Source organism: Reichenbachiella sp. MALMAid0571 (genome assembly GCF_040151475.1).
Lineage (GTDB): Bacteria > Bacteroidota > Bacteroidia > Cytophagales > Cyclobacteriaceae > CAXBNB01.
On the sequence record NZ_JBDKWG010000051.1, the window covers coordinates 1 to 13,679 of the forward strand.

Below are 13,679 nucleotides of genomic sequence, written 5' to 3' on the forward strand. Positions count from 1 at the left end.
AATCAAATCCTGGATGGCACCAGTTTTTACCCTCAACTTCTGGGCAAAGAAGCCAAAGCCAGAGATTGGGTTTTTTGTAGCTATGCGCCAAACTGGGGAAATTTCACCCCTAAAACCTATGTGCAAAACACAGAGTGGAAACTGTACCGCAGTGGAGAGTTCTACAATTTTAAGGCAGATCCAATGGAGCTAACCAGCATTGCTGATAGTGAATTGAGCAAAGATCAACTGGAGTTGAAAGCAGGTTTTCAGAAGGTTTTGGATGAAATGAGGTGAGAATGGGTTATGAGCTTTGAAAGAAACCTTCTTTAAAACAAATTTTCTTTTAAAGAAAATCTCATAGATTTACTGCCATAGAAAACGTTGAATGTATTGACAAACCTATGGGAATCCATAAAAAAAGGAGATAAAAAAGCTTTTATAGAGCTGTATGAAACCTTTTATCAAGATTTGTATGCTTATGGATTTAAAATTTCCGGAGATAAGGAGTTGGTTAAAGATTGCATTCAGCAGGTCTATCTTGAAATTTGGGACAACAGGGAAAATCAGAGTGAGGTAAATTTTTTAAAATCTTATCTTCTAAAATACTTCAAGCGAAAGCTCTTTAGGGAGATGGCGCAAAGAAGCAAAGAGAGTTCGTCTTATGACAATCCTATAGGAATGGAACTTTCGTATGAGGAACTTCTCATTAAAAATCAATCTTCAGAAGACTTGCAATTTAAACTTCACGAGGCTTTGGATAAGCTGACGAACAAGCAAAAACAAGTCATCAAAATGAAATTCTTTGAGGGATTGACTTATGACGAGATAGCTGAAATTACTTCTTCCAAAAACAGAACCGTGTACAATCAGGTTTATGAAGCACTCAAAATACTCAAACAATACATCTCTACACTAGCAATTTTTTACCTCTTTTTTGCCAAATAGAAGGCTTTTTGTGATTTTCTGAAAAATAGTTGTTTTTTTTTCGGTAAATATTCTGAGTGAATTGCACTATTAGACAGGTTGTGCAACTGACCCAACCATTGAGAATATTTAATTAGAAGAGAACAATGAATATAAACCATTATTCAATTGAGGATTTTGTCTCAGACGAGTCTTTTATCGACTATTGCCTGCAACAAAACGGCGAGGATAAAGGTGAGTGGGACGATTGGATTAATAGTCATCCTGAAAAGATTGAAGAGGTAAAAACCGCCAAAGAGCTGGTGCACTTATTTGCTTTACGGTTACCAGAAGCAGAGTATCAAATCGAGAAAAGCAAAATTCTTGAAACGCTGAATCAGGATCGTTATGTTGAATCTAATCCTTACAAGGAAGCCCAAATTAATATTTGGAGTTATGCTGGTAAAATAGCTGCAGTTTTAATAATTGGAGTTTTAATTGGAATTTTTGTGCAGAAATATTTACCTGAATTGAACGACGGTGGCACTATAGAAATTTCACGCAAGATCATTAAAGCAAACCCTTCAGGCCAAAAATCTACTGTGTTTCTAAGTGATGGTTCAAAAGTGATTTTGAATTCGGAAAGTAAGATAGAATACGAAAGAAACTTCGGAAATGGTAAAAGGGAAATAACTCTGACTGGAGAGGCATTTTTTGAGGTAGCTAAGGATAAATCCCGACCTTTTACTGTAACAACCGGAACAATCACAACAACTGCATTAGGTACTTCATTCAATATTAGAGCTTATGAAAACAGTGCCGAGATTGAAATTTCATTGGCGACTGGAAAGGTGAGAGTGGACGATATAGGATTAAAAAGTACTGGTAAGGAGACCTATTTGTCTCCAGGTGAAAAAGCTCATTATTCTATGAAAAATGGCTTGATGGTTAAATCAGAGTTCAATATTAGAAAAACGTTGGCTTGGAAAGAGGGCGTATTGTATTTCCAGAATGATACGCTTGAAGACATTCTGCAAAATCTGGAAAGATGGTATGGTGTGGAAATCCATGTACTTAGAGCCCCAGCACAACCTAAATCTCATTTTTCAGGAGAATTCAACAATCAAAGTCTTGAAACAGTGCTAAAAGCCATCGGTTTTAGCAAAAACTTCAACTTTGATATTAAAGACAAGATTGTAACTATAGATTTTAAAACAAATTAAATGCGTATGATTAAATAAAAACGGATAAAAAAATACCGGTAATTCAACAGAACGACCGGTAATAATTTAAGAACCGCACTGTTCATTTGATTAAACTTCATTGGGGAATGAGTCCAAATGATCGGCAATCCAAAGTTTTATGTAAACACAAAACCAAACAAATTTATGCATAATTTAATACAACTTATTAAGTTAATGACGAAATACTCTTTGTATATATTTATTATTAACCTTATCTTCATAAGCACGGTAGTTGCTTCTGAGGTATCTGCACAATACAAGAGTGTACACGATGTTCAGGTTTCGATCAATTCGAAAAAGAGTAGTGTCTTGAATGTGATTCAGGAAATTGAATCTAAAACTAACTTCCGTTTTTCTTACCACAAGGAAGATGCTTTAGCATTAAAAAACCTTAACTTAAGTATAAGTGATGCCTCTGTTGCTGAAATTTTGACAGAGATTTCAAAAGAGGCTGGTTTGATGTTTAGGCAACACAATAATAATATAAGCATTAGCCTAAAATCAAAAAGGAAAAAATCAGATTTTTTGGTGATCATCCAGGATATTGATATAACTGGTAAAGTCACAGATGAAACTGATCAAGGGCTTCCAGGCGCTTCTCTTGTTATCAAAGGAACATCGATGGGTACCACTACAGATATTGATGGCAATTACAAACTTACTGTTCCAGATAATGCGATAATTTCGGTTTCTTATGTAGGGTATGTTACTCAGGATATTGAAATAGCAGGAAGGTCAACTATTGATGTATCTATGATTTCGAATGCAGAACGGCTTGATGAAGTAATCGTAGTTGGCTATGGTACCGAGAAAAAAAGTGATCTTACCGGGGCAGTGGCTTCCTATAAGCCCAATGATAATGACGGGCGTCAATTTACATCTGCTGCTGTTATGCTTCAGGGGAGAATGCCGGGTGTTGCTGTGACCAATAACAGTTTCCAACCGGGAGCTGCTGCAAGCATCCGAATTAGAGGAGGAAACTCTCTCAGAGGGGATAATGAGCCTCTTTATGTAATTGACAATGTCCCCTTAACATCTGCTACACTGGATGCTGCGGAAGCCATAGTTGGGGGTGGGGCTTATGCAACCGTACAAAGTGCATTGGCTTCCATCAACCCAAGCGACATTGAAAGGGTGGAAGTGCTTAAAGATGCCTCGGCTACAGCTATATATGGTTCCAGAGGAGCCAATGGAGTAATATTAATTACCACCAAAAGAGGGAAAACCGGAAGTGTGAAAGTAAGTTTCGAATCTAGTTTTACGTCTGCAAATATTTCTAAAAAGTTTGACATGTTGGATTTGGATGGCTACATGACATTTCGCAACGGTCAGGTGACACCAGGAAATGAACAATATGCCAAAACTGATACCGTAGCAGGTTTCAGTAGCTCAGGCAATATATACATTCCTGATAGGAATGAGTTTGATCCGTCCGATCTTCAATCTTATAAGAATATTTCGGAGGTAGATTGGCAGGACAGATTGTTTCAGCCCGCATTGCAGAAAAATTACAGGCTGAACCTCAGCGGTGGAACAGATATGCTCAATTATTTCTTTGCTGCAGGTTATCAGAGTGTCTCTGGACTTACCGAGGGTACCGGATTAGAACAATACGATTTTAGGTTCAACATGAACGGCAAATTGAGCAAGAAACTGAAAGTAGGTTTTTCTGTCAATGGAGTGCAGCGGCATAATGATCAACAACAGAATGGGGATCGTTTTGGAGCCAGTACCACCAGTAGTGCAGTTAGATCTGCACTGGCTGGCAGACCTTATTACTATCAGGGGATAGATCAGGATACAGAGGATTTGGAAGACCAGGATATTACCACGGTATTTGCATGGATTGAAGATTATGATGACTTGGCAACAGAATATGCCTTCAGAAGTGGATTGAACTTAACCTATGATATTTGGAATGGAATTTCTTACCAGGTTCGGATTGGAGGAAATTATAGATGGAAGGAACGTTCCAGATGGCTTGGAAAAAGAACAGCGGCAGGTAGATCTCAAAATGGACTTTTAGGAGTATCTACCTTAACAGCATATACCTATACCGTGGAAAACCTGTTGAGGTACAACAAGAAAATATCTGACAACTTCTCTCTGGACGCTTTGGCGGGATATACTATTGATAACCAAACTATCCTGAACCAAACCAAATACGCAAATGATTTTGATGTAGATGTTTTACGTACCAAAGGGTTTCATTTGGCAACTACCTCCTATTTTAATAATCCAATCCAGGGTGACTTTAGTATCTTATCTTATCTGGGAAGAGTAAATGCTCGATTGTTCAAGGGAAAATATTTGTTGACAGCAAGTGTTCGGGCTGACGGTTCCAGTAAGTTTCCACAAGATAGATGGGGCGTATTCCCTTCCGGTGCATTGGCTTGGAAGGTCAACGAGGAGTCATTTCTAAGCAATGCAGATTTTCTGGATCAGTTAAAGTTTAGGGTCGGATGGGGTATAACAGGAAACCAGGGAGTGGCTCCATTTTCAACAGTAGCAAACTTCACTTCTACAGCATATTATTATTCGGATGACAACAATAACCCGCTGGTAGCACTTCAGGTTAACAACTTGGCCAATTCTTCCCTGACTTGGGAAACAACAGAAAATACCAATTTGGGACTGGATTTCGCTATGTTCGATGCAAGGATAAGTGGTAGCATAGATGTATATAAAAAAACAACCAAAGACCTTTTGAACAATAAGAGCATCGGAACATCTACAGGTTTCTCCAGCATTTTGGTCAACAGAGGATCACTTGAAAACAAAGGGATTGAGTTGAGCCTGTCAGCTGTTGTCTTTGAGAACGACAACTGGAGCATATCTTTGGGAGGCAATATTGCTTTCAACAAGGGAAAAATATTGGATTTGAACCTTGAGGAAGGTGTTTTTGGAAGTGACACCCTAAGGGCCTTTATAGGAAATCAGATTACTGGCGGATCAGTACTGCCTTATCCGGCCAATATCTTCATAGAAGGCAGACAACCTGCACTTTTTTGGGGCTTTGAAACGGATGGTATTCTACAGGAAACAGATGAAGACGTTACTTACAACACCTCAGTAGGAACGAATGGACCAGGGGAAATCAGGTATGTAGACCGAAACGGTGATGGAGTAGTTGACTTTAGTGATCAAACCATCATTGGAAACCCTAATCCTGATTACACATACGGATTCCAAACTGATGTGAAATACAAGGGCTTATCACTAAGAGCATTTTTTAATGGTGTTCACGGCAATGATATCATCAATGTGGGATCATACTTCATGAATTATCCTGGAGCTGAGGGTGCATCACGTAACGTTCTGGCTTCTGGATATGAGAACGCCTGGACTGAGGAAAATCCATCTACTACACATGTAAAGGTTGGGGCTAACGCACCTGAAGTGCTAAATGATCTCTTTGTAGAGAATGCCAGCTACCTACGGTTGGCTGAGGTGACCTTGGCTTACGATCTGCCGTCGGTCTGGATAAACAAAATACGGATGTCCAATCTTAGCTTTTACGTGTCTGGGAGAAACCTGCTTACTGTAACCAATTACAGCGGTTATGATCCGGCGGCCAACTCCTTCGCTTTTGACGGTTTGCGTCAGGGTATTGATCTCAATGCATTTCCGAATGTGAGATCATGGACCGTTGGTGTAAAAGCCACTTTTTAATAAAATTTTAAAAATAATGAGATGAATATGAAAATCAATAGATTCTTAATTATACTGATGTTCACTGTTGCTTTCAGTAGTTGTGAACTAACTGAGAACCCTCTGTACTCATTAAACGAGGTAACTGTATTTTCCGACGAAACAAATGCACAGTTGGCTATGAACGGTATATATGTGCAGTTGGGAGGTCAGCCTTTTGCGGGAATGTGGTTGATGGAAACTTCAGAAATGGGTTCTGGATTGGGGTATGCCAATATCTCTGCCTGGAGAGCGGATTTGGTTATGTTGAATGTTTCACCAGCCACCCTTTTGCCTGCCAGAATGTGGGATGCAGGGTACCGTACGATTAGAGATGCGAATGCTTTCATCAATGCCGTAGAAGCCAGTGAGCTGAGCACAGAGGTTAAAGACAGGTTCATTGGTGAAGCTAAGTTTATACGAGGTTTTGTGTACTTGCAGTTGACAGGTTTCTGGGGAGGATTACCCTTGCGTACCGAACCGGTAAATACCGAAACCACAAATGTGAAACGCTCCACAAGATCTGAGGTTTACGATTTAATTGAAGAAGATTTGCTGGATGCCATAGAGAGATTGGAGCAAAATGACAACCATGGGAAGGTTAATGAGTGGGCGGCAAGAGCGCTTCTGGCAAAGACGTATTTCCTTAGAGCCAGCCAGGAAGATGAAATCAATGGCACATCATCATCATATTGGCAAAAAGCCAAAGAGCAGGGTGAAATTGTGATTAGCCAGGGACCTTATGTACTTGATCCGAGTTTGGTCAACCTTTGGGATGCGAACACCACTTCGGCTGAAGTTATTTTCAAGGTGAACTTTGCACAAGGTGCTCTCTATAATTTTAACCCGGCTTCAACTGAACCCGCTGGTGCCTCTGTGGCAGGTAGCAACAACGGCAGATGCCGGGCATCCAAAACAGCTTATGACATACATGCGGATAAATATCCCGGTGACCCGCGACTTGATGCCACTTTTTTTCATACTTCTTATGAAAGGGTATCAAATGGAACCACTCCAAATCTTTATCCTGTCAACAAGGCAAATAATACATTTGGGTGGCCTTATTTCAAGAAACATTTTGACCCTGACCGGGTAGCCAATGAGTCTTCCAAGGATCAGGTATTGTTCAGGTATGCAGATTTGGTTCTCCTAATGGCGGAAGTGGAAAGTGAATTGGGTAATTCAGGATTGGCACAGACTTATGTAAATCAGGTATTGCAACGAGCCAGAACTACCGATGGAGCAAGTGCTACTGAGCCAGCAGACTGGCCGATTTTGAACAAAGAGGATTTTCGTAAAGAAATATACATGGAGCGAGTGATCGAACTCATGGGTGAAGCCAAGACCTATGTGGAGCTGAGAAGGAGAGGTGCTGCCTGGTTAGGTGAGGTCTTGCAACGGCACAACGACAATCCCAATCTGGATATTGGCAGACATGCGACTTGGACGGACGTGACATACGATGATTTATCTCAATCATTTTTGGAGAAAAATCTCTTGCTGCCACTTCCCAGTACCGAGATCAATTTCAATGACCTGATGACTCAATCGGATCAGAATCCTGGATACTAATCTATCAGTTTAATAATTAAACGATATCTAACATGCGAACATTAAATAATTTTAAAATCCACTCAAAGTGGATTTTAAGAGCTATTGTGCTTGTCCTGATTTTGAGTCTGCCCAAAGTAGATACTTTGGCTCAGGTAGGGGAATACTATTTGGAGATGGATGGGGCTATTATCAACACAGGAAATGTAACAGAGTTAAATGGCACCCAAAAGTTCACCTTTGAGATGAACGTAAGGGTAGACGAGCACAATCCTTATACACAGCTAATAAATAAGCAGCTTAATAGTACAAGTAGAGTGCAATTACAGATAAACAACGGGAAGTTGGTGGCCATTGTAGCGAATGGCAGCAACACTTACGAGTCAAGCCCGGATGTGGTCATGGAACTTGGCACCTGGTATCATGTGGCAATGGTTTTTGACGGCTCACAATCCAACAATGCATTACGATTGCGATTTTTCCTAGGGTATATGGAAGTACCCAGAAATATTGTAGGATCTTTCCCTTCCTTGGCTGCTAATAACACCGCCAATTTATATGTTGGAAGTAGTAGTTTTGTAGGTGCTATTGACGAGGTGCGTATTTGGAATACGGCACTTTCCTTGGTAACTATGACCGAATGGGGTAATAAAGAGCTGGATTCCAGTCACCCCAACTACGGCAATCTGAAGCTGTACTGGCAGTTTGAAGATGATACCTCAAATCTGGTGGAGGGAACATTGGGGACTCCCTACGATGGAACGTACAATGAAAATTCAGAAATATCATATAAGTCAGCAACGAAAGAAAGGAAAGTGGCATTTGGGTATTTGCTTTATTATGCTGCTGACGTAGATTTCAACGATTTGAAATATTTCACCCATTTGTTGATTAAGCAAATTCAGCCCTTAGCTGATGGAAGTCTAAACATTGATGATTTTAACCCATATGGGGTATCAAGATATAAAGGATATATAGACAGCTTACTATCGGTCAAAGAGAAGATAGACGGATCGCATATAAAGATAATGGTTGCTTTTGCGGGAGGATCTGGATCAGGGTATTCTGATTATATGCAAGACCTTGCCTTAGACCCTGTTGCACATCATAATTTTGCTGTAAATGTCAGAGAATATTGTGAGCAATACGGTCTGGACGGTATTGATATTAACTGGGAACATCCCGATGGGCCGAATGATTGGCTAAGGTATAAGTTACTTTTACAAGAAATTCAACTTGAATTCGAGGATACAGGTTTAATTACCAACGTTACCTTGGAGCCAGGGGACAATAATGATGAGAATAATAGTAACATACTCGAAAATATTGTTCCATATACCGACTACCTTTCGATCATGTCATTTTTGGGTGAGGCATATATGAACCCTGAAACGAATCGAAAGGTTCCCTATACTCGATTTCAGGAGGTATTGGGGTGGTGGGATGATATTCCTAGGCAAAAATTGCTACCAGGACTTGGCTTTTATGCAAGCTCTGTAAAGAATACAACCAACCCTGGTTCTATAAGTTACAATGATATAGCCTCGTTGACGTACAGTCCTAATCAGCTATTCGAAACCGATGGTGAAAAATACTACTATGACAATATTGATACCATAGCCTTGAAAACCAGATATACTCTTAATCAGGGTATGGGTGGTGTTATGGCATTTCAAATTGGCCATGATTCTAATCATGATTCATTTCTACCTCACTTGTCCAGTGGCATACATCAGGCACTTTCACTTGATAATTCGTTGATACCACCGAGAGCTGGTATTTTCATAGATGACAAAAAAGTATTTCCGGGAGAGGAGGTAATGTTTGTGAATACCTCCAGAAGTGCCAGTAGTTTCGATTGGTCAGTGTCAGGAGGGGCAGAATCTTCGTATTTTGCGACCAACGATACAATTGCCTATACTTTTGATGAAATTGGTACTTACACTGTAAGTCTTGAAGTCTCTAATTCAGCGGGGACACATACCCTGACACGAGAGGTAGTTGTGCAGGGAGACCCTGAAGGCCATTTTGGATTTAACTTCACGTCCGGAGTAACAAATTCTTCCCACCTAAATTCTGGATCGGATTCTCAGGAGGTGGATAAAATTACTGGTTATGTGGGAAGCCCTTCACTGTCAACTGACTCGAAGGAAGGCACAAATTCTATCGAATTTAATGGTAGCTCTCAATATGCCCGGTTGTCTAATGAGATTGAGGATTATAACTTTTTTCACAATGCCTTTACTGAAAAGTCTATTGCTTTATGGTTCAAACCACAAAGTCTGACTGGCTTTCAAACGATCTATGAGGAGGGAGGACTAGTTGATGGTCTTGGGATAGCATTAAACGGGGATGTATTAGTAGGGCGTGTTAAATCAGATTCTGAATTGGGTTCTGGTGTTTATTGGACTGTTCCAGAGACAAATCAATGGCATCATATAGTGGTAGTATTTGATCATGGCAGGCTAACCTTATATGTTAACGGTGAACTTGAAAGCACGGTTGCGGATGTCGAATTTAAGCAGGTCAGGAAACACAATGGTGCGGCTGGTTTGGGTGCAACCAATGAATATGGTGTTTTCTGGGGAACAAGTCAGGTAATTGGTCCAAAGAATTATTTCGACGGTCTTATCGATGATTTGAGGATCTATGAAAATGATCTCACATCCGATAGAGTAGAGGAAATTTACGGTAATCCTGATTGTTCAAACTGTCGTAAGGTCTCATCATCAAAAGAAGAAATAGCACAAAGTCTGGATGAAGAGGACGAGACTGTCAGCATATACCCGAACCCTTTTACTGATGCTGTACAGGTTTCCTTTTCTGTAAAAGACCCTACATTGGCAGAGGCTAAACTGCTCGATATCAGTGGCCACTTATTATGGAGGCAGGAGGGCTTTGAGGCTGAAGGGCTTGAGGAAGTTACTTTAGATTTTGGGGAATTGCCCAAAGGGCTCTACTTATTTAAGCTAAGTGACGGAGAACGAACCTATACCAGAAAACTGGTAAGGGAGGAATGAGTTAAGTTTTTATCAACCAGCGTAGGAAGGAAAATCATTGGGTCTTTTTGACCCTTGATTTTCTTGCCTTTGAAATTTCTAAGACTATTTGTTAGCTAGATAAAATGAAAGGGATAAAGCTCAACTATTTATATAAGAACCCACGAAAGAATTTCCAGCTATGGTTGTTGGCAATTATAGCGAATGTTTTTACTTGTGGCGAGGTTAGTGCTTCTGGTGATCGGTTGACAGATTTTCTGATACCTATTCCAAACAAGGTTGAAGTATCCGGAGAGAAGTATCACTCTAGAGGAGGAAGGATTGTATTTAATGGGATCAACAGCAGTGAGAATCGTTATAGGATCGCCAAAGGTATCCAAGCCACACTTGGAGAGGCTGGCTTGTTCTTTGGTCTCTCTGCTCAATCGGCCATAAGAGAGAAGGTTGGTGTGACTTTAAGTATAGATAAGGAGCTGGTCTTGAAGGATCAGGGATATAGCCTGATTATATCTAAAGAGCACATAAAGTTGGTGGCAAAAGATGAGGCAGGCTTGTTCTATGGCTGGCAAACGCTACGGCAAATTGTGGCCTTTGCAAAAAGTAGTGGATATATTCCTGTATTGACGATCAAGGACAGTCCTGATTTTCCCAATCGGGGTTTCATGTGGGACATCAGCCGGGACAAAGTACCGAAGATGGATGAGATATTCAGGTTTATTGACAACCTCGCCTCCTGGAAAATAAATCAATTACAGCTTTACTCGGAGCATACATTTCAATATCAAAACCACAAGGTTGTTTGGCAGCAATATAGTGCGCTAACAGCCGATGAAATTTTGCAGATAGACGCTTATTGCAAAGAGAGGTTTATAGAATTGGTGCCGAACCAAAACTCTCTGGGGCACATGGGCAGATGGTTGGAGCATGAGGAATATTGGCGTATTGCAGAACGACCGAAGATCTCTGCGATTACGCCAGACACGCCTTCTGGACTCAAAACAAGAAACACACTGAATGCCACAGATCCGGCTTCACTTGAATTTATCTCTGAGCTGTACAGTGAATTACTTCCAAATTTTTCAAGTAACCAGATCAATGTGGGAGGAGATGAACCTTACGAACTAGGTTACGGAAAATCCAAAACAGCTGTGGAGCAAAAAGGCAAAGGGCAGGTGTACCTTGATTATCTGTTGGAATTAAACAAACTGGTACAAGCGAATAATCACTCCATGCAGTTTTGGGGTGATATTATCTTGAAACATCCGGAGTATATTTCTCAATTACCTGATAACATCACTGCCATGATATGGGGCTACAATGCCAATCATCCATTCGATGCGCAGTGTAAAGTTTTCAAAAAAGCCAAGGTACCTTTTTACGTTTGTCCCGGCACTTCATCCTGGAGGTGTATCACTGGTCGTTATGATAATGCCATGAAAAATCAGCTATCTGCAGCTAAAAATGGGTTGAAGTATGGAAGTATAGGATACCTCAACACGGATTGGGGTGATTATGGCCATTGGCAGCCTTTTGTGCTTAGTTATCCGCCAATTCTTTATGGAGCAGCATTGAGTTGGGGAGTAGAATTCAATAAAAACGTCAAGGTTGATAATTTGCTCAACAAATACATATTTAAAGACAAAAGCGGAAGAACAGCGGAGTTTATTCATGAACTCAGTAACATAAACCAAGTGTTTGATCCTTCAAATCCTAGCAATATGTATTTTCATTATTCCTTGCTACATGCCGATATACCAGTGCAAGAAAACAAGAGGATTGCAGGGATCAATATGGAGAAAGTTAAGAATATCCAGGCTGGTTTAAGTGTTCTGGAGCAGGAGGTTGAGCTAATCTCTCCAGCGTGTGAAGATGGAGAGTGGATAAAAAATGAATTAAGAACAGCTATTCACCTGGCTATCCATGCCAACAAGTTGAATCTGGCCAAGCTGAATTTTGAAGGGGGGACAAAGAGTGCATTGATCAGTGAGCAAGATAAAGCCATTTTACTACAAGATATTCAACAGATTATAGCTGATTTTAGTGAAAACTGGGTGAAAAGATATCGCTTAGGAGGCTTGCATGACAGTGTCAATAATCTCAATAAAATAAGTGGATTTTATACAGGCGCAAAAAATGAGTTTTAGAAGGTTTTTGATCATTATTATGATTTTCCTGCTCTGTCCGATGGCTCAGGCACAACGACCTAGGGTGGTAGCGTATCTAAAATATAATAGTATCAGTCGGTTTGACCCGGGTTCGCTCGATTATATAGACGAACTTATTTACAAGCTCATCAGACCAAAAGCCAATGGTGAATTGGGAATTCTACCAACAGCAATATCAGATATCCGAATGCTAAATGAAGAAAGGAAGGAGTATCCTGAACTGAAATTATTGATTGGTGTTGGAGGGGCTCAGATAAATTCAGAACATTTTGCAGCTTTAGCATCCAACCAGTCAAGCCGAGAAAACTTTAGCCTTAACCTGGCGGAATTCTGCAAGACAAATAACCTTCAGGGGGCTGACATTGATTGGGAATATCCCAAAAGCAAGCAAGACCAAGACAATGCGGTATTACTTTTTCAAGAACTTAAAAAAGTGTTTGGTAAGCGTGGTTTGATGCTGACCACTGCACTCAACTATTCTAAAGAGCAGGTGCACTTGCTTTCACTTCTTATTGATAACATTGATCAGGCGCATTTAATGACTTATGAGCCACTTCATTATTTGAACTTGCCTACCTTCAAAGAACGGTTTGAACATGGAGTTCAGAATGTCATCGAAGCAGGTATTTCCAGAGATCGGGTCGTTTTTGGAGTGCCCTTTTTTGGTATTTCTGGAAAGAGTGAAAAAACAATGCCATACAGGAAAATTGTTGAATTGTATCAGCCACCACGGGAAGCTGATCTGGTTGATGGATTCGACTTTATGGGAGGAGCAACAATAAGAAAAACGGCTCAATTTATAAAAGATGAAAATTGGGGCGGAATCATGTTTTGGGAGCTTGGATTTGATGAAAAGGTTGATAGTCCAATGTCATTGTTAATGGAAATAGAAAGGGGGTTTAATAAGTAAAAAAGCAAAATGAATACGATGAAAGTTGTAGTTGTAATGGTTAAGGTATTCATGCTAGATGGCTCATATACCTTTTATTGCGAACTGGAAAGGCACTATTGCTCCAAATCAGATGAATGAAAACCTGATTGATTTTACCGATTTCTTCCCTTCTTTACTAGAAGCGGCACAAGCTCAAAAACCTCAAAATCAAATCCTGGATGGCACCAGTTTTTACCCTCAACTTCTGGGCAAA

At 40.3% G+C, this 13,679-nt stretch carries 7 protein-coding genes and 1 pseudogene; all 8 read left to right on the forward strand.

All coding sequences use genetic code 11. From position 1 onward, the window contains the following. Positions 1 to 276: pseudogene (locus tag AAOP42_RS00695) on the forward strand (sulfatase-like hydrolase/transferase); the annotation flags it as partial. Positions 277 to 372: 96 nt separating this feature from the next. Next, on the forward strand, positions 373 to 927 hold the full coding sequence (locus AAOP42_RS00700) for an RNA polymerase sigma factor (RefSeq protein ID WP_349526528.1): 555 nt from the start codon (positions 373 to 375) through the stop codon (positions 925 to 927). A 125-nt stretch (positions 928 to 1,052) separates the two neighbouring features. Further along, positions 1,053 to 2,108, forward strand: coding sequence for a FecR family protein (locus AAOP42_RS00705; protein WP_349526529.1), 1,056 nt, complete (start codon positions 1,053 to 1,055; stop codon positions 2,106 to 2,108). 195 nt (positions 2,109 to 2,303) lie between these two features. Further along, positions 2,304 to 5,801 (forward strand): SusC/RagA family TonB-linked outer membrane protein, encoded by a 3,498-nt coding sequence (locus tag AAOP42_RS00710; RefSeq protein ID WP_349526530.1) that lies wholly within the window; start codon positions 2,304 to 2,306, stop codon positions 5,799 to 5,801. 27 nt (positions 5,802 to 5,828) lie between these two features. After that, positions 5,829 to 7,391 (forward strand): RagB/SusD family nutrient uptake outer membrane protein, encoded by a 1,563-nt coding sequence (locus AAOP42_RS00715; RefSeq protein ID WP_349526531.1) that lies wholly within the window; start codon positions 5,829 to 5,831, stop codon positions 7,389 to 7,391. A 32-nt stretch (positions 7,392 to 7,423) separates the two neighbouring features. Next, positions 7,424 to 10,390, forward strand: coding sequence for a LamG-like jellyroll fold domain-containing protein (locus AAOP42_RS00720; protein WP_349526532.1), 2,967 nt, complete (start codon positions 7,424 to 7,426; stop codon positions 10,388 to 10,390). 104 nt (positions 10,391 to 10,494) lie between these two features. Next, positions 10,495 to 12,513, forward strand: a complete 2,019-nt coding sequence (locus tag AAOP42_RS00725; protein WP_349526533.1) for a beta-N-acetylhexosaminidase — start codon at positions 10,495 to 10,497, stop codon at positions 12,511 to 12,513. Then, positions 12,503 to 13,444 carry a glycoside hydrolase family 18 protein gene (locus tag AAOP42_RS00730; protein ID WP_349526534.1) on the forward strand — a complete coding sequence of 314 codons (942 nt, stop codon included), beginning with the start codon at positions 12,503 to 12,505 and terminating at the stop codon, positions 13,442 to 13,444. The genes AAOP42_RS00725 and AAOP42_RS00730 overlap by 11 nt, the downstream gene beginning before the upstream one ends. Positions 13,445 to 13,679 lie beyond the last annotated feature (235 nt).

Coding starts and splice junctions, on each gene's coding strand:
- AAOP42_RS00705 (WP_349526529.1), top strand. CDS start 1,053: ATGAATATAAACCATTATTCAATTGAGGATTTTGTCTCAGACGAGTCT.
- AAOP42_RS00710 (WP_349526530.1), top strand. CDS start 2,304: ATGACGAAATACTCTTTGTATATATTTATTATTAACCTTATCTTCATA.
- AAOP42_RS00715 (WP_349526531.1), top strand. CDS start 5,829: ATGAAAATCAATAGATTCTTAATTATACTGATGTTCACTGTTGCTTTC.
- AAOP42_RS00720 (WP_349526532.1), top strand. CDS start 7,424: ATGCGAACATTAAATAATTTTAAAATCCACTCAAAGTGGATTTTAAGA.
- AAOP42_RS00725 (WP_349526533.1), top strand. CDS start 10,495: ATGAAAGGGATAAAGCTCAACTATTTATATAAGAACCCACGAAAGAAT.
- AAOP42_RS00730 (WP_349526534.1), top strand. CDS start 12,503: ATGAGTTTTAGAAGGTTTTTGATCATTATTATGATTTTCCTGCTCTGT.